This window comes from Streptomyces cyaneochromogenes (assembly GCF_003963535.1).
In the GTDB taxonomy this organism is placed as follows: domain Bacteria; phylum Actinomycetota; class Actinomycetes; order Streptomycetales; family Streptomycetaceae; genus Streptomyces; species Streptomyces shaanxiensis.
Map to the genome: position 1 here is coordinate 7,794,004 of NZ_CP034539.1, position 16,806 is coordinate 7,810,809.

The window sequence follows — 16,806 nt, forward strand, 5'->3', positions numbered from 1 at the left end:
CACCATGACCACCGCGAACACCCCCGTGCTCCACCCCGACCTCACCCCGGCCCAGCGCGACTGCCTGGACGCCCTGCCGCTGACCGGCAGCCGCGTCGTCAGCGGCCCGCCCGGCAGCGGCAAGAGCCTGCTCGCCGCGCACCGCGCCGTCCACCTCGCCCTCACCGGCCGCCCCACCTTGCTGCTGTCCCGCTCCAACCTGCTGCGCCAGCTGCTGAACGGCATGCTCCAGGGCCTCACGGTCCCCGGCACACCGGTCGAGGCCGCCACCGTCCACGGCTGGGTTCTGCGCCACTTCGGATACGGCGCACCGCGAACCCAGGACGGCTGGTTCGACTGGGCTGCCCTCACCCAACAGGCTGCCGCCGCCCTCGGCGAGAACGAGGCGGCCACCCCTCACCTCGTCGTCGACGAGGGCCAGGACCTGTCGCCGGGCTTCTACCGGATGGCCCGCCTCGCCGCCGCCACCGTGACGGTCTTCGCCGACGAGTGCCAGCGCCTCACCGAGACGAACTCCACCCTCACCGAGATCACCGACGCCCTCGGCCGCTCCACGGGACGAGTCGAGATCGCCGGGAACCACCGCAACAGCCGCGAAATCGCCTCCCTCGCGGAGTACTTCCGCACGGGCGGCACCCGCCCCGACATCCCCTTCCGCAGCGGGACGCTGCCCGTGGTCCGCCACTATTCCGGCACCACGGACCTCGCCGACGACATCGCCGGCCTGGCGGCCCGGCACCCGCGGGACCGCATCGGCGTCATCGTCAACTCCCTGCGCACGGCTGCCGACCTGATGCGCCGCCTGGAACGCGCAGGCCTCGCCCACGAACCCCAGCTCTACAGCTCGGCGGCATCGTCCGGCCGCTATCGCGACCTCGACCTCGCCCGCCCGGGAGTGGTCGTCGTCCACCGGGCCAGCGCCAAGGGGCTCGACTTCGACACCGTCGTCATCGCCGACGCGGAGTCCGACTCCGCCACCGATCCCACGGCGGCGATCCTGCGCATGGCCTACTACGTCATGATCACCCGTGCCCGGCAGCGGTTGGTGCTGGGCTGGCAGGGGAGTCGGCTGCCGCGGCACCTGGAGGGGCTGCACGGGTGGGTGCACATGCGGTGATGGCGCGACTGAGGCTACGAGCATGCTGGAAGACCAAGGGGAGACGATGACTGACGACCGCAAGACGACCGTGCCCGTGTGGACGCTGGCGACCGCTGACGTCCGGGTGCCCGGGTTGACCGCGGGCGAGTCGATGACGGCTGAGCGCCTGGCTGAACTGCGCGGAGTGCTGGCCGTCCTGGCCGACGAGCCGATTGCCACACTTGAGGTGCATCCGCTGCCCGACGAGATCGACCGCGGCCGTGGCATCCCGCTCGACGCCGCGAGTCCCTTGGCGCAGCATCTGTCGCAGTTCATCACGCAATCGGCGCGAAGTTCCCTTACGGCGGCCAGAGCGACCGCTTCCGGCGAGAATCTGTATCGCATGGTGGTCCCGGCGAAGGTCGCTGCCCAGTTCGGGCAGGGCCTCGTTCGCCCGATGGCGTCGAAGGCGGTGGCCGGTGGCATTCGCGGTCCGCTCATGGACACAGCGGGCAAAATCGCCGGCGGTGCGACGTTCGTGCCGGTCGGAGGAGCGGCAGCGGCGGGCACGGTCGGCGGGGCCGGTGCGACCGCCGGTGCCGTGGCCGCCGGCGGCACTGTGCTCACCGTGGCCGCTCCGCTCGTGCTCATGGCCGTGGCGGTGGGGGTGAGCGCGCACGCCGACCAGAAGCGCCAGCAGGCCATCGAGCACATCACGGAACTGCTGGAGCAGCTGCAGCAGGACAAGCTCGACGACGAGCACAGTGCGCTCAACGGCTGCCGTGCCGCCATCGACAAGGCCACCGCCATCCTGCTCGACGAGGGCAAGCTCGGTGTCTCGCTGGGACTCGACTCGGCGGTGCACACCATCGACACGGCGCTGAGCAAAGCCGGCCTCCGCCTGGCCCGGTGGCAGAGTGCACTCGACAAACTGCCCGACGGCGAGGCCGTCGAACTCGGCACGGTGACCAAGTCGTTCCCCGGCGTCGACGAACATGGAGGCACGTTCCGCACGCACCTCGAACTCGCTTCCCTGGCCATCGCGCTGATGCGGCGGGTCGTCATCCTCCAGGCCGTCGAGCACGCCCAGAGCGAACCCGGCAATCCGTTCGAGAACTTCACCCGCGCACTCAAGCGCGATCAGCAGCGCCTCGACGATCTGGAGTCGGGCATCGCCGGTGTCCTGGTACGCCTGTCGGCACTGGAACTGGCACGCCCGAATGGTTTGCGACCCGTCTTCACGACCGGTGAAGTCGATCGCCTCATGAGCGCGGCCCACCGGATTCACCAACTGGGCGACGGCGTCACAGTCAACAGCCGTAAGACAGACGTGGCGATTGAGATCGCCCGCGAGAAGGACGGCTCAGTGGTCGTGTTCCCCGCGCTGGCCGCGTAGGCGCAGGCGCGCCCGCACTCACCCGGTGAGTGGTGCGCAGGCGCCCGGAACCGCGAACGCGGTAGTCGCTCTCATTCATGATTCAGCACGGTTGTACGGCCGCTTAGGAGACGCATGCATAGGGTCACGACATGGTGAGGCTGGAAACACTGCGGGGATACCTTCTCGAAGAGGTCCTCGCCTGGCTGCTGCGGTCCAGTGGGTACCGTCTGCTGACGGAGAAGGACGACCCGGCCAGGCCGCCGTGGAAGGTGCTGGAGAAACGCAAACACGGACTGGTGGTGCGGGGCCGCGGGGCCTGGCACCAGGCGGACACTCTTGGCGAGTTCCAGTACGTGCCCCCGTTCTCGCTCCCGATCCGCCTGTTCGCCGAGGCGAAGTTCACACGCACCAAGGTCGGTCTCGCCACCGTACGCAACGGCCATGGCGTCGTGCATGACCTCAACGAAAATGTCGTAACCACTTTGAGCAACGGCTACGGGCCGCACCGCCCAAGGGCGCGCTATCACTACAGCTACGCGATCTTCTCGACATCAGGGTTCACCCAAGATGCTCAGGAGTTCGCGCTTGCCCACCAGATCTCTCTTATCGACCTGTCTCTGCCCGATTTCCAGCCATTGTGTGACCTGGTGAGAGTGGCGGCCAAGTCGGTTTACGACGCCACGAAGTCGATGGTGGGGAGCCAGCGGCCCACCGTGTATGAGATGCGCAACTACTTGCGTCGGCACCTGTTGGACATGTGGGACGAACCCGCGACTGAGGCTCCCTCGGTTACCGATCCGCTCGACACGTTGGCGGCGGGCCTGCGCCGCCGATCGTCGCTGGGTCTCGTCCTGGCTTTTCCCGCCGCCCCCTTCGTCCTCGGACTTGTCTCCAACGACCTCAAAGCCTTTGTCAGATACGCGCTCGAAGAACCCACTCATGCCGTCCGCGTATATAGGAGCCACCGGTCTGGGGGGCATCCGCTGTGGCTGATCGAACCGCGCGTAGGCCATGCCTACAGGCTGACTTTCAGCCTGCCGGAACAGGTGGAGGCATGGATCCTGGACCAGGAGGAGGGAACGCGGTCCCGCGCTCACTGGATGACGCGGAACCTCCTGTCCGCCATCACCATGTACTGGGTTGACGAGAACCACACCCACACCTTCCAGCTTCACTACAGCTCGGACGAGTTCCGAGAGGTCAGCGGGAGGCCGATGAACGGCTTCGGTGGGACCTCCGATCTCTTCTGATACCGGGTGGGCGCTTCATTTCCTTGTCCTTCGTAGCCCCCTCCGCGACCGGCTGGGAGAGGGCGACCGAGTCCTCGACCTCCTCATCGGTCTGATCGGCCGCCCCATCACCGTCACCCCGGCCGGGGGGCGTCGCTCCCGAACCGAAACCGGCCAAGGCCCTGGAACCGAAGCCGGTCGAGAAGAAGGACCCGAACCTCAGGAACTGGAGAAGCGGAGGTTCGCCCGAGCGCTCCTACGCCCAGGCGGCGGGGCCAGGACATCCCCGCGTTCCGGAGCGCGCCGCGCCTGTTGGAGTGACGCTGTGCTGCCCTTGTACCGAACCGGATTGCGCGGTCACCGCTTGGACGGCAGTACGCTCCCGGTGGTGGGCGTGCTCACCTCCGCGAACTCGCCACGGCCCTGTTCGGCGAGCCGCCCCAGGCGTACGAGATGGGTGTCCTGGTCGGCCTGGTCGCCGCGTTCCACAGCGTCACGCAGGGCGTCGCGGGCGGCCAGAACCTCCTTGCGGAGGGTCGCCGGGTAGGCGTCCTGTTCGGCGAGGCGGATGGTGAGGAGCGAGGAGCGGACCGCCGGGTCGAGTGCGGTCAGGAGTTCCTCGGCCCGCTCCGTGGCAGCCCGCATCGCGTCGGCGTTCATGGCCCTGCGCGCGTCCATGACCGCCTCCGCGGCCTTCCGGAGGTCCTCCAGGAGTGGCGGTGGCAGCAGTCCACGTCCACCCCGTGCGGCGATCGTCGCCCGGGCGAAGACACTTCGGGCCTGTGTGCACGTCTCCAGGGTGTCGCGGGCCGAGTCCAGGAGTCCGTCCAGGGAACGGCCCACTGTGTCCCCCTTGCTGAGGACCGCCAGATCTGCCATGACCTCGGTGAGCGCGTCACGCTCGGCGGGGGTGGCTTCCTGGCCCCAGTTGTGCAGGAACTCCGTGTAGCGGTGGTGGAGTTCGGACGCCTTCCGGCCGACGGCGGCGGAGACCATGCTGCGCCGCAGCCGGGCACCGCGCCAGTCGCCGGAGCCGATGCGGTACTTCAGTTCGACGGTTCGGTCAGAGTCGAGCCGCACCTGAAGGTCGAGTGATACGTCCCCTCTGAGCCCGTCGGTGTGCTCGTCGACGAAGCCCCCGCAGAACTCGTTGCGCTGAGCAGAGCCCAGGTGCGGCCCCTCCCAGACCTGGAGCCGCACTGATCTGCCGTTGCCCCCGCGGACCACGAGGTCGTCCACAGGGCGCCACTCGGTGGGGTAGGGCGTACCACTGGGGAAGAGGAGCTCCACCGTGCCGTCGGCGAGTTCGAGCCCGAGGTGCTGTGCCGTGACCTGTTCGGCGGGTGCGGTGCCGAAGTCGCTGCCGCAGAGCGAGCAGGCGCTGAGCCCGGCGGCGTTGACCATCCCGCAGCCGGGACACTTCAGGCCGCCCGTGTCCAGCGGGGCGTCGCAGTCGAGGCACACGGTCGCGGAGGCGGGGTTGTCGGCCCGGCCGCATTCCGGGCACTCCGTGCGGTTGGCCGTCGGAGCGGTCGCGCGCAGTCCGGACAGGTCCGTGGTGCACACAGGGCAGGCGGTGGTGAGTTCGGGGGCGGGGACGTGGCAGGTCGGGCAGTCCACCGTGGCCGTGCCGAGCAGCGGGGTGGCACAGCTCGGGCAGGCGTCGGCGGTGACGGGAATGCCTTGGACGGTGCAGGTTTCGGCTGGGCAGTCGAGGGTGTTGAGGAGGCCGGCCTCCACGGCGGCACCGTGGGCGACGGCCATCATGGGATCGACCGTGTGCGCCACCGTTTCCTTGCCGAACACGTCCTCCAGGTCGCGTCGGACGGCCGGGATGAGGGTGGAGCCCCCAACGAGGAGGACGCGCTGGACGTCCTCCGGCAATGCCTCGCCCTCCTTCAGCACCGACTCGACCGTTTCCCGCATCCGGCGCAGGTGCTCGGTGAGGAGCCCTTCGAAGACCGTGCGCCGCACCGCGCCGGACCAGGATCCGCCCTGGCGGCCGAGTGGAGCGAGGGTCACCTCGGAGACGTCCCGCGAGGACAGTTCGACCTTCGCGCGCTCGGCGGCTGCCCGGATGCGGGAGGCGTCTCCTTCGCCGCTGTGGTCGCGTCCGTCGAGCTGCTCGCGCAGGTGGCCGTCGAGCAGCGCGTCGAAGTCGGCGCCGCCGAGGAGGTTGTCCCCACCCAGTTCACTCACCGAGAAGTAGCCCGGACCGATCGTCAGCAGTGACACGTCGAAGGTGCCGCCCCCCAGGTCGAAGACGAGCACGGTGGCGTAGTCCGCGGTTCCGTTCTCGCCCGACCTGACGCCGAAGGCGTGCGCGGCGGCGGTCGGTTCCTCCACGATGCGCGCCACGTGGAAACCGGCCAGTCGCCCTGCCTCACGCACCGCATGCCGCTGCGGCTCGGCGAAGTACGCCGGCACCGTGATCACCGCACGCCGGAACGGCACCCCAGCGGTGCTCTCCGCGTCCTCCTTCAGCCGGCGCAGCAGGATGGCGGAGACCTGCACCGGGGAGAGGTAGTGCTCGCCGAGCCGGATCTCCACCGATCCGTCGGCGCTCGCCCGGACGGGCGGCGCGTCGTGAGGCCGCGCCTTCAGCGCCTGCTGCACGAGTTCGTCGTCCCAGCGCCGTCCGATCAGGCGCTTGACCTCAGTGATCACGTAACTGGGGTCGGTGACACGCCAGTTGAGGGCTTCCTGCCCGACCAGCAGAGCACCGTGGGAGTCGATGCCGAGGGCCGAGGGGGTGGCCTGATCACCGTGCCGGTTGGGCAGTACGACGGGGACGCCGTCGTGCAGCCAGGCCGTGACGGAGTTGGTGGTGCCGAGGTCGATGCCGAGAGTCCGGTGCATGGAAGGTTGCTTCCTGATTGTCGTGGGCGTCCTGCGTAGGACGGGAGAGGGACGGCGCGGCCGCCGGGTCAGGTGCGACGGGAGCGACGTCTCCGCCCGGCCGAGGGCTTGCGCGGGAGCTTGCGCTGGGAGCGAGTGGTACGACGTGGCTGCGCCCGCACGCCGTCTGCCGGAGGCACCTCGGACGCCGCCGGATCGGGGCCGTCCCCGGCGCCCGGAACCGGCTCGGATTCCGGTGCGGGGCCCGGAACCGCGACGACCACCTGTGCGGGGCGCAGGATGGACGCGCCCAGGCGGAAGCCGGTGACCCTCTCCCTCAGCACCGTGCCGTCCGGGGCGGACGGATGAGCTTCCCTCCCGACTACCCGCATCTCCGCCGGATCGACGGCCCTGCCCACCGCATCCATCGGCCTGACGTCGTGCCGGGCGAACTCACCGCGCAGCATCAGGTGGGCCGCGTCGATCTGCTCGCTCAGCGCGACGGCGGCCGAGGTCGCCTCACGGGCGGATCGCGCCTCGTAGAGGGCACCGGTCCGGCGACGCGTGTCGGCGAGCAGGTCGTCCAGCGGCAGCAGGGAGCTCAGCAGGGCTTGCAGCCGGGACTCGGCCTCGTCGCGTTTGCGGGACAGGGCCTCGACCCGGCGCCGCAGCTTGTCGAGTTCGGACGGCGGGCCGGTGGGAGCGGCCGGGTCGGGACCGTTCACGAAAATTCCTCGGGGTCGTGGCGGGGCAGGGGCGGGGTGAGCATTTCGGCGACGAGGGAGCCGACGGCGCCGCGGGAGGCATGGTCGGCCCGGCGGATGAGCTCCCGCCTGACCGGATCCTGCCGGGCCGCGGTGAGGGCCTGCCCCACCTGCCTGCGGAGAACCGGGGGCCGGGTGCCCGGCGCGGCGCCCGCGACGAGTTCGTGCAGCGTGGGACCGAACCAGGGAATCGGTGGTGCTTCGGCGCCTCCGGCTCCCGAGGCGGGCTTGGCGACGGTCAAAAGAGGGCTCCCTGTCCCGAGTCGTGGCGGGGGTGGCGGCGGCTGCGAGGGACGGTGCCGAACAGCAGGCCCTGGTCTGGTAGTCCGGTGCCGATCCGTTCCGCGCACGCGCGATCGTGCTGTGCCCCGCCGAAGTCGCCTTCCTCCGCGCGCGTCTCGGCGCGGCGCAGATAGGCCGCTTTCACGGTCCGGTCGAAGCGGGCACTGACGCCGGTGCGCATCAGGTCCCGCAGGAACAGCCCGATGACGTCGGACGGCGACGCCGTGGCCTCGAGGTGCTCGGCGAGGTCGAGCACCGCCGCGTCGCGTTCCTCCCTGACGTCGCCGCGCGTCGGCCCTGCGATGTCGGCAGCCGTGCTCAGCAGGTCGACGCGGCGTTCCATCCCGGCGCGAGCGCTCTCGGCTTCGGTGACCCGGGCCGCGTCGATCAGGAGGTCGACGAGCACGTTGTCGATGCGCTCCTCCTCGCACGGACCTTCCCCGCCGTCGTAGTGGATCACGTCGCGCACGGCGGAGCGCGCCGTCGCCGTACGTCCGTCGGAGGCGGCGACCACAGCCTGCTCGGCGTAATGGCCTCTCAGCCACTCCCGGGCCGACGCACAGTCCGGATCGCGCTGCAGTAGATCCAGCACCGCGACTGCGCGGATCCTGTCCCGAGGCTCTGCCCCGTCGAGTGCCTGGCGCAGGTCCGCCCTCAGATGGTCGTCGAGGCCGGACCTGGCGTCTCTGTCATCGGGCGACACGACCAGGGCCCGTGCGAAGCGGTTCCTGCTCTGCCGAGGGTCGGTGCCGAAGACCTTCCGGCCCTGCCGCACCAGCTCGGCGGTGAGCTCGGCGGCCAGCGAGCCGTCCTCGGGCAGCAGCGCCTGCGCCATCTCCAGGCCCTGGATGCGTGTGACGGGGGAGTAGTCGCGCCCGGTGCGGCTCCGCCCGACGTTCTTTCCCGCGCGCAGGACGGCCGCCCGATCCCCAGGGCCGAGGGGGTGCCCGAGCCGCGCCGCCGTGCTGAAGTCCGCGAGCGCCTCGCTCCATTTCTTGGCCCGCACCCGGCCCTGGCCCCGTTCAGCGAGGGCCTGGGCGAGAACGTCGGCGCACGCCCGGTGGTCAGGGGAGTCCGCGGTCCAGGTGGCGGGGTCGGGGTGGCGTGCGGTGTAGGCGTCGAGGAGGGCCTCGCCGCGGTCGCGGCTCACGAGGTGCCGGGCAGCTTCTTCGAGTGGAATCAGGCCGTCGGGCCCGGCGTCCGAGAGGAGGACCGCGAGAACGGCACGCTCGGTCTCCCAGGCCGTCTCCCAAGCAGCGAGGATGTCCCGGCCGGCCCGGACGTCCAGGGCGCGCAGCAGCTCGGTGATGCGCCCGAGCAGATGACTGTGGGCACCCTCCCAGACCTCGTCGGGCACGGGAGCGCCGCGCCGCTCGGTGAGCAGTGCGCGGAAGTCACCCGGGTCGTCCTCGTCGAGGAGATGCGCCCACAGCACGATCGCGAGCGCTGCCGTGCCGAAGTCGGTGTGCCGCCCGCCCTCTTCGCTCAGCCGGCGGAGGGCCCCCACCGCGAGGGCGTGTACGACCCCTGTCGCCGCGAGGTCCAGGTCGCTGTCGGGACACCGCCGGACCGCCTCCGGCCAGTTCCCGACCCGTGCGGCCAGGGCGGCGCGGAGCACGGCGTACCGTACCGTCGCCTCGTGGGCGTCGTGGGTGCCGAACTCGGCTTGGAAACGCTGCAGAAGCGGTCGTACGACGCCGAACTCAGCGCGCAGAAACGCGCGTTCGGCAGCGTTGAGCAGGCGGCCGGCCGTGACGGCTCCTCCGGGTTCACCGGTGTCGTCGACCTGCACGGTTTGCTGCCCCCCTGAGCCCCTTGCGCATCAACCGTCACCGTAGATAAGCGTGTTGGCGACGTCAACGCACTAACGGGTGGGATGGCTGGTTTCTGTGTGCCCAGTGACTCGATGGTCCCGGGCTTCCTCACCGGTCGGCACTGCCGGGTGGGACGACCCATTCGGTGGGCTGGCCGGTGAGGGAGGCGATCATGTCGAAGTCCCCGTCGTAGTGGAGGACTGTTCGCTGGTTCAGTTCCGCTGTGGCGGCGATCAGTAGGTCGGGCAGGGACAGGGCGCGGTGGAAGCCCGCGTTGAGGGCATGGCGCTGGATCTCAAGAGCGCGGGTGAAGGCGTCGTCGTCTGTTCCGAGGTAGTCGAAGGCGTGGAGCCAGGTGCTGATACGTGTTGCCTCCGAGCTGTCCCGCGCGGAGTGGATCATCTCGAACTCGGTGGGGCGGCATACGGCGAGGAGATAGCGCTCGTGCAGAGGCTTGAGTACCTCCTTGACGCTCGGCTTCGTCCAGCGGGCGAGGGCGGACTTGTCGATCAGATAGCGGTCCTGCATCAGGCGGCTCGGCCTCCGTCGCGCTTGAGGGAGCCGTCTGCGTTGCGGGGGCCGGTGTTCTCGACGATCTCGCTGAAGTCGAACTCGCCGGCGTCCATGGCGTCGAAGCCCTCCTGTCTCAGGTGCCTCTTGACGGCGTCTTCCATGGCGAGGCGGACGGCCTTTGCCTTCGTCTTGGTCCCGAAGATGCGCATGGCTTCGGCGACCATGTCCTCGTCGAGGTCGATGACGGTTCTGGCCATGCGGGTGGTCCCTTCCCAAGCGAGTCTGCCAGTGAAACGATATCTCTCTTTGGCCATGATAGATGTCGTTTCGGGTAGGCGTCCACGTCGTGCACGCGTGGTGCGTGGGCGCTCCGTGTGGGAAACGGACAGTAGTCCTCTGATGTCGAGAGCACTGGTCGCGCGGCACGACCCACACCTGTTCGGGGGCTTCGGCCGCGCCGTCGAGGCCGCCTCGCCGCAGCCGGGCGGTGCGGCAGCCCGGCGGCGGGTGCCGTCGACATGGCGCCTCCGGCCCGCCGCTTCCTCGTGGCGCATCACGATCTTGACCGCACCGACAGGAACCGGCTGGTGGGCGACTGGCTGCGCCAGGTGAGGGCGGTCTGATCCTCCCGGCTCTCAGCGGCGTCGATGCGGCGTGCGCGTCCCGGGTGTCGGCCGGCTGTCGGCGAGCTGCGAAGATGCGTCCGTTTCCCAAGCGGAGGGCATTTGTTCGTTTTCGTGTGTGCGGGGTGCGGCGCCGAGTTGACCACTCCGCTGTCCCAGGTCTCACTGCCGGTCCACACCCGTCAGACGTACGGGAACGGGGCCCAGCTCCCGGTCCTCATGCGATCAGGGACGTTCGCCATGGACCCGGACCCATGGAGAGGGCCCTGGCGGAGGTGGGACGAAACCGATCCGGGGGAGGCGGAGGCGCGCGGCATCTACGCGCCGGTCCACTCCCTTTCCGAAGGTACGCGTGGGGCGAGTGTCATCGCGCTCGGAACATCCGTGGAACCCGGCTGATTCCTGAGAAGCGCGGCGGTGCCTGCTGTGGCCTCGCCGGGGCCGACGGGCCCAACATGGCCTGCGGGACATGCGACCTCCCCGTGGCGACCAGGATCGACGACTGTTCGCTCTGGCAGGCGGTGTGACTCAGCCCGGACGCCGTGCACCGCCTCCCCGTCGACGGTGTCCACGCCGGGCCCCTCTCCTGGGCCGAGCTGGCGGAGAAGGGAGAGAAGACGCCGCCGTTCGAGCCGATCTCCACGTGGGGAGGACGGTCGGGGACGAACCACTACTGGTCGTGGAGTCCGCAGTGGGAGGCGGCAGCCGGCCATGCGCTCGCCCACCTGCTGGTCGCCTCCCAAGGGCAGCCGGTGCAGGTCCCGGGCGGTCTGACCGCGGACATGTTCCAACGCATGCTCGACGCCCTGCTGCCCCAGGCACCCCCAAGCGGCGTGCCGTCCTGGCCGGACCGGGACGCCCCTCCCCGGACGCCGGCGTCGACATCCTCCTCGTGCCGGTCCAGCCCCAGACGGGGCAGACCTGGTCCCCCGCCGGCACGACCGCGTCGGCCTACCTGGTGCCCCTGCCGCTGGGGGTGTGGCTCTGGCTGGTCTGTCCCCAGCCGTACTTGCCGGTCACCGCGTCGGGCCGCATACCGCAGGACGTCCTCCGCGACGACCCGCTCCCGCTGCTCCCCAACCAGCCGTTCCGGGCCGACCAGGGAACGTTCCAGCACACCCTGGTCCGGCTCCCCGCGGTTCGCAGCCCGTGGATGCGCTCGGTCCTGGAGAATCTCAGGCAGGGCACCTTGGCCGACCTCTTCTAACCCTCTGGCCATGGAACAGCGCAGGACGCTCAGCGGGTGACGGCAGCTGCCTTCCCCCGCGTCGAGAGCACTGCCCGGACGGTCTTGCCGGTGGGTGGGTAGGGGACGCAGTCCCAGTGGTCGGCGAGGGCGGTGACGAGTGACAGGCCGCGTCCGCCGGGGCGGGGCGCATCATCTGTGTCGGAGCCCGTCGCGATCTGCGGGTAGAGGTCCCCGCGGGCGTCGGTGACCTCCACCCGGAGGCGGTCGACCGGTGGGTCGAGTACGAGGGTCAGGCGAAAGCTGCGTCCGGGCAGGCGGCCGTGGAGCACGGCGTTCGCCGCGAGCTCCGCGACGACGATTTCGGCACGCTCCGTGAGGTCCTGCGGGGCGCTCCAGGACTGGAGTTGGCTCACGGTGAGCAGCCGGGCGAGCCGAGCGCCGCGCCGCGTGGAGGAGAGCAGCTGCGTGAAGGTGTGCGGGGAGGTGGTGAGTTGGGGAGCGGGTTGGTTCATGGCGCCAGCTTGGCGTCCGTGAAGGTCCGTTGCGAGCTCCGGACCGCGTACGCGGAGTCAGCGTACGAGCACAGGGAGTGGACAGTACGTGGGCCGACCCATCACTCTGTGTGCTGAAACGTGTGCGGCCGGAGCGGCTGGAGAAAGGGGCGGCGGATGGACATCGGCGCGGGGGAAGCGGCCACGGGCGTGGGCGACCGGGCGGTTCCGGCGGGGGACTGGGAGCGCGAACCGCATCCGTCGGACAGTCTGCGTACGTTCGGCGCGGTCGTCCAGGCCTTACGGGAGCACGCGGGGCTCAGCCGTAGTGAGTTCGCCGACATCGTCCGGTACTCCAAGCACACGGTGGCGTCTGTGGAGTTGGGCCGACGAATGCCGGACGAGGCGTTCATCGAGCGTGGGGAGGAAGCGACCGGAAACACCGGTGCGCTGCGGAAGGCCGCTCGCCATCTCACCCGGGGCGAGGCGGGACTTGCCGCCTGGTTCCGGCGGTGGGCTCGGCTGGAGCGCGATGCGGTGAGTCTGTGTACGTACGAGTGCCGGTTGGTGCCGGGGTTGTTGCAGTCGGAGGCGTATGCGCGGGCTGTGTTCGAGGGCACGATTCCGTTGCGGACGGATGAGGAGCTGGAGGCGCAGCTCGCCGCGCGGATGGACCGCCAGCGGATGATGCGGGAGCGGCCTACCGTGCCGTTCAGCTTCATCGTGGAGGAGCATGTGTTCCGGCGGCGGTTCGGGGATGCGGAGGCGATGCGGGAGCTGTTCGACCATGTTCTGGAGCGGAGCGCGCCGCGCAATGTGACGCTTCAAGTGGTGCCGCTGGAGGCAGGGTTGCATGCCTGCCTGGATGGGCCGGTGCAGGTTCTGGAGACACCGGAGGGGCGGCGGCTCGCTTACTCCGAGGGCCAGAAGAACGGGCGGCTGATCTCTGACCCGAAAGAGGTAAGTATGCTCTGCCAACGCTATGAAACACTGCGCTCGCAGGCCCTGAATCCCGAGGAATCCAGGGCCCTGTTGGAGCGACTGCGAGGAGAGCTATGAGCAGCGGGACGACGGAACTGGCCTGGTTCAAGTCCAGCTACAGCGGTAGTGAGGGCGACAGCTGCGTGGAGATCGCGATCGCCGAACAGGCCGTCCACGTACGGGACTCCAAGGACGTGAGCCGCCCGGCGTTCGCGGTTGGCCGTGACGGCTGGGGGCGGTTCGTGCGATTCGTGGAGCAGGCGTCAGCGCAGCTCTGAGTGGCGACGCAAAGCCATGCGCCAGTGCATGAACAGTGCGTCGGGTGGGGGAGCGATCCGGTCCAGGTTGAAGAGGATCTGCTGGTAAAGGGGATGCGGCCGGTCGCCTCCGTGCGCGGTGACCAGCGCGGACAGCGGAGGCCTGTCGTCCGGTGTCTCGCGGTCCACCTCGACCAGTACGGCGGTCTTGTCGTCGGGGTGGAGAGCCGCGAGCGGAGCCCCGATCCGCATGGCCAGTTCACCCCATGTCGTCGTACGCCCTTCACGCGCGGCCTGCCGCAGCGCGACCCGTACGGCGACGGCATGGCCGCGTATCTGCGACAGCGTGAGGCGCTCGGTCAGCCGCTCCAGGTGCCGGTGCCAGCGCGCAATGTCACGACGTTCCTCCGCCGCCAGATCGTCTCCGACCTCTTCGGCGAGCGCCTCGGCGCCCCGCAGGGCACGGCGCAACTGGTCCGGAAAGAGGTCGTCCCCGTCGCGGTTGATCGTGTCGACGAGCGCTGACAGACGCTCCCAGGTCACGTACAGCTCGTCGGCGCGCTGGTCCAACAGCCAGTCCGTCTGGTCCCGCACGGCCTCCTGGGCATCCGTCGACAGCGCTGCTCGTTCCGCCAGGAACAGGTTTTGCTCGAAGGCATCGAGGTCACCGGCCTGGCGTGCCTCGTGAGCCACGTCAAGCAGAGCGTCGAAGGCGGCGCGGCGTCGGGCGGCGGCGGAGTCGGTCCACTTTCTTCTGACATGCCCCGGTGGCTCGCGGTGGGTTTCCTGACGGGGAAGCGACGGTGGGTTCGCCTGGCTGCTTCTGCTGTAGGCGGCGTGGACGCGGCCACGCTCGCGGTTCCAGATGTCGAGCAACACGGCGTCGGAGAGCCCCTTCGGCAGGCCGAGTCCGTGCAGTACGTCTCCGAAGAACGGGGCCGGACCGCCGTCTCGCCCCTTGATGAGGGCTGACAGAACGGGCTTGCCCGGGGTCCTGGGCTGCTCGACCTGGAGGAGCAGCTCCCGCCACCGCTCCACGGAGAGGGTGCGGCCGTGGAGGGACGCTCCCCGGAGCAGGGCTGCCATCGTCACGACGTTCTTGCTGCGCGCCGTGTTCTCCAGCGTCCTGCGGAAGGAGGCGACGAGATCGGCGTCAGGGGGAAGGGGCTGTTCCTCGGGTGACGGATCGTGCGTGTCGGACGAGGGGGCAGCACTGTCCGTGGACCCGACGGGGGTGTCGGTTCGGACGAGGTGCAGTGCAGCGGCCGTGATCAGCCATGTGCCGTCACGGTCGAGGGAGAGGGCGACCTCCATGGGCAGGTACGCGGACCGAACGTCGGGCGCGTCCGCGTCGACAGGGAGCGACAGGCGGGCGTTGACACGAACGGAGACATCGAACCAGCGGTGGGTGCCGGTTACGTGGGACAGCGTGGCGTCGGTGATGAGAACCGAGGCCGGGGTGAGCGGCAGGCCGGACGGGGGAGGGACGGGGACCGCCGCGGCGGTATGACGTGGAACGATGCCGTTCGGTGTGCGGAGGAGACTCGGGGTGACGATTCCTTCGGGTGTGAGCGTGCACTCCGCGAGGGAGGTCCACTCCACAGGCCCGTCCGGGAACTGGGTGCCGATCTCCACGGTTCGGGTCGCCCCGAGAGACCGGCACTGCACGCGAAGGGCGTACCCCTGCCGCTCGACCTGCCAGTTGGCCAGGAGACTGTCGGGCCCGAAGAACCAGTCGAGTTCAGAGTGCCGGACTCGTAGCTCCGCGTCGGCCGCTTCCCACTCCCGCTTCGACCGCCGAGCGAGCTGGACGCGTACGAGCCGGCGTCCAGCCTCGTACGACACGTCGACGGCATCGCGGACCTGGTGCCCCTTGGGCTGGTAGACGGGCTGCACCGCCCGCTGCCCCTGCTGCTTCAGCCAGTCGGCGACAGCCCGCCCGATGTAGAGGTGATCGGCGCTGTCCTCACCGACCTCCGTGCGGTGGCAGTGCACGGGCGGCCGGTGCGCGAAGTGGCACTTCTTGTCCGTGTACCGCTTCGGGGACAGTTTCTTGCCGCAGCCGCCGAGCAGGACGCCGCAGTAGAAGTCGTCGCGCGTCCGACCTCGCATGAACCGGTCGAAGTCGTCATGGTCGTACGGCAGGAACACCGGCCGGTCCGACCCGGCCCGGCCGACGACTGCCGTCTGGACCTTACGTGTGTCTTCTTCCTCTGCGAACGGCAACGGGGCTCCTGGTGACGGGTAATGGCGGGCCGTCAGGCGCTGTGCCAGCGGTTACGGCCGTCGGAGCCGGGGCCGCAGACCATGGGGGTTCCGGCTGCCGTGACGCCGGTCGCTCCGGCCGGGGAGCAGAACGAGCCGGGGTGGACCGTGCCGACGCTGGTGCCGCCGCCGGAGGAGGACGAGGAGCCACCGCCGGTCGAACCGCCGCCTCCGGTGGTGCTGTTGTCGTCCTCGTTGTTGTAGTCGGGGTCGTTGGCGGGGATCTTGTAGGTTGTGTCCTTCGCCGACGGGCAGTGCTGGACGAGGTCGGCGTCGGTCCACCGGCCCAGGTCCAGGCGAACCCTGGTGACGGACTCGACCTCGGTTCCCTCGTCCGGGGACTGGAAGCACACCCGCCACTCGTCGCCGTCCTCCGCAGCCTCCTCGGCGGTCGGAGTGTCGACGTCGAGGTAGACGTCGTCGAGCGTGACACGGTCGAGGCCGATACCGGCCTTCTTCAGATCCTTTACGGCCTTGTTGTAGGTGGCGCCGACGACATCCGGCATCTTCGGCCACGGCAGCGGGCCGCCGTCCTTCGCAGGGCACGGCTCGGCGCTCTTGACGGCCGCGAAGTCGATGGTCTTCGCGGCCGTGTCCGCCTTCTGGAAGCACACGGTCCATCCGGACCGCAGGATGATCGCGCGATCCTCGTCGGCCGCGTCATGGTGGCCGGCGGTGTAGCCGGCGGACCTAGCCTGCTTCTCGGCCTCGTCCAGTCGCTTTCCGACGTAGTCAGCGGCCTTGGCGGGCTTCGATTTGGACGCGGTCGGGGATGCGGAGACGGCTTCGGCACTTGCCCCGCCCCCGCCTGCCGACTTGGCGTCGGACTTGCCCGTCCCGCTGTCGTCGAGCTGCCCACCCAGGCCCGCGCCCACCGTAAGGAGCACCAACGCTCCGAACGTCGCTCCGAGCCTGGCGAACCAGCGCCACGGCGGCAGCATCCATACGGCCACCATGGCGGCGATCATCACGAGGAAGCCCACCGCGAAGCTGAACGCGCCCAGCAGGGCCACCAGGGCGAGGACGCCGAGCGCGGCCGGTGTCGTCCTCCACCAGGGACGGGACGGGGCTGGGGCTGGCGTGTTGTACGGGTTCATGCGGCGT

General features: G+C 69.9%; 15 protein-coding genes and 1 pseudogene. 7 read left to right on the plus strand and 9 right to left on the minus strand.

Annotated elements, in window-relative coordinates; translation table 11 throughout:
- The first annotated feature begins 4 nt into the window (after positions 1 to 4).
- The 3 genes from EJ357_RS35395 to EJ357_RS35405 all read left to right on the plus strand — a co-directional run bounded on the left by EJ357_RS35395 (position 5) and on the right by EJ357_RS35405 (position 3,706).
- Positions 5 to 1,117 (plus strand): DEAD/DEAH box helicase, encoded by a 1,113-nt coding sequence (locus EJ357_RS35395; protein WP_126395753.1) that lies wholly within the window; start codon positions 5 to 7, stop codon positions 1,115 to 1,117.
- A gap of 46 nt (positions 1,118 to 1,163) precedes the next feature.
- Positions 1,164 to 2,474 (plus strand): hypothetical protein, encoded by a 1,311-nt coding sequence (locus EJ357_RS35400; RefSeq protein WP_126400446.1) that lies wholly within the window; start codon positions 1,164 to 1,166, stop codon positions 2,472 to 2,474.
- Between the two features lie 131 nt (positions 2,475 to 2,605).
- On the plus strand, positions 2,606 to 3,706 hold the full coding sequence (locus EJ357_RS35405) for a restriction endonuclease (RefSeq protein WP_228472716.1): 1,101 nt from the start codon (positions 2,606 to 2,608) through the stop codon (positions 3,704 to 3,706).
- 336 nt (positions 3,707 to 4,042) lie between these two features.
- On the opposite strand, the gene EJ357_RS35410 is transcribed toward EJ357_RS35405, so the two are convergent.
- The 4 genes from EJ357_RS35410 to EJ357_RS48565 all read right to left on the minus strand — a co-directional run bounded on the left by EJ357_RS35410 (position 4,043) and on the right by EJ357_RS48565 (position 9,187).
- Entirely contained in the window at positions 4,043 to 6,544 is a 2,502-nt protein-coding gene (locus tag EJ357_RS35410; RefSeq protein WP_126395754.1) for an Hsp70 family protein, read from the minus strand.
- Positions 6,545 to 6,612: 68 nt separating this feature from the next.
- On the minus strand, positions 6,613 to 7,248 hold the full coding sequence (locus tag EJ357_RS48555) for a nucleotide exchange factor GrpE (RefSeq protein ID WP_175647629.1): 636 nt from the start codon (positions 7,246 to 7,248) through the stop codon (positions 6,613 to 6,615).
- Positions 7,245 to 7,529 carry a hypothetical protein gene (locus tag EJ357_RS48560; protein WP_175647630.1) on the minus strand — a complete coding sequence of 95 codons (285 nt, stop codon included), beginning with the start codon at positions 7,527 to 7,529 and terminating at the stop codon, positions 7,245 to 7,247. Before EJ357_RS48560 ends, EJ357_RS48555 begins: the two co-directional genes overlap by 4 nt.
- Positions 7,526 to 9,187, minus strand: a complete 1,662-nt coding sequence (locus EJ357_RS48565; protein ID WP_175647631.1) for a hypothetical protein — start codon at positions 9,185 to 9,187, stop codon at positions 7,526 to 7,528. Before EJ357_RS48565 ends, EJ357_RS48560 begins: the two co-directional genes overlap by 4 nt.
- A gap of 21 nt (positions 9,188 to 9,208) precedes the next feature.
- Between EJ357_RS48565 and EJ357_RS48570 the strand changes: the two genes are divergently transcribed.
- On the plus strand, positions 9,209 to 9,379 hold the full coding sequence (locus EJ357_RS48570) for a hypothetical protein (protein WP_175647632.1): 171 nt from the start codon (positions 9,209 to 9,211) through the stop codon (positions 9,377 to 9,379).
- A gap of 112 nt (positions 9,380 to 9,491) precedes the next feature.
- Here the strand turns inward: EJ357_RS48570 and EJ357_RS35420 are convergent, their stop codons facing one another.
- Together EJ357_RS35420 and EJ357_RS35425 are read right to left on the minus strand one after the other, a co-directional pair.
- On the minus strand, positions 9,492 to 9,911 hold the full coding sequence (locus EJ357_RS35420) for a PIN domain nuclease (RefSeq protein WP_126395756.1): 420 nt from the start codon (positions 9,909 to 9,911) through the stop codon (positions 9,492 to 9,494).
- Positions 9,911 to 10,153, minus strand: coding sequence for a type II toxin-antitoxin system VapB family antitoxin (locus EJ357_RS35425; protein WP_126395757.1), 243 nt, complete (start codon positions 10,151 to 10,153; stop codon positions 9,911 to 9,913). The genes EJ357_RS35420 and EJ357_RS35425 overlap by 1 nt, the downstream gene beginning before the upstream one ends.
- 468 nt (positions 10,154 to 10,621) lie before the next feature.
- On the opposite strand from EJ357_RS35425, the pseudogene EJ357_RS35430 reads away from it, so the two are divergent.
- A pseudogene (locus EJ357_RS35430) lies at positions 10,622 to 11,726 on the plus strand (hypothetical protein).
- A 29-nt stretch (positions 11,727 to 11,755) separates the two neighbouring features.
- Here EJ357_RS35430 and EJ357_RS35435 read toward each other — a convergent pair.
- Positions 11,756 to 12,220 (minus strand): ATP-binding protein, encoded by a 465-nt coding sequence (locus EJ357_RS35435; protein ID WP_126395758.1) that lies wholly within the window; start codon positions 12,218 to 12,220, stop codon positions 11,756 to 11,758.
- A 156-nt stretch (positions 12,221 to 12,376) separates the two neighbouring features.
- Here EJ357_RS35435 and EJ357_RS35440 point away from each other — a divergent pair, with 156 nt between their 5' ends.
- Complete coding sequence (locus EJ357_RS35440) at positions 12,377 to 13,258, plus strand: helix-turn-helix domain-containing protein (protein WP_126395759.1); 882 nt, start codon at positions 12,377 to 12,379, stop codon at positions 13,256 to 13,258.
- On the plus strand, positions 13,255 to 13,458 hold the full coding sequence (locus EJ357_RS35445; RefSeq protein WP_126395760.1) for a DUF397 domain-containing protein: 204 nt from the start codon (positions 13,255 to 13,257) through the stop codon (positions 13,456 to 13,458). Before EJ357_RS35440 ends, EJ357_RS35445 begins: the two co-directional genes overlap by 4 nt.
- Here the strand turns inward: EJ357_RS35445 and EJ357_RS35450 are convergent.
- Complete coding sequence (locus EJ357_RS35450) at positions 13,444 to 15,663, minus strand: competence protein CoiA family protein (RefSeq protein WP_126395761.1); 2,220 nt, start codon at positions 15,661 to 15,663, stop codon at positions 13,444 to 13,446. The genes EJ357_RS35445 and EJ357_RS35450 overlap by 15 nt on opposite strands.
- 32 nt (positions 15,664 to 15,695) lie before the next feature.
- Positions 15,696 to 16,799 (minus strand): PASTA domain-containing protein, encoded by a 1,104-nt coding sequence (locus EJ357_RS35455; protein WP_126395762.1) that lies wholly within the window; start codon positions 16,797 to 16,799, stop codon positions 15,696 to 15,698.
- Positions 16,800 to 16,806: the final 7 nt, after the last annotated feature.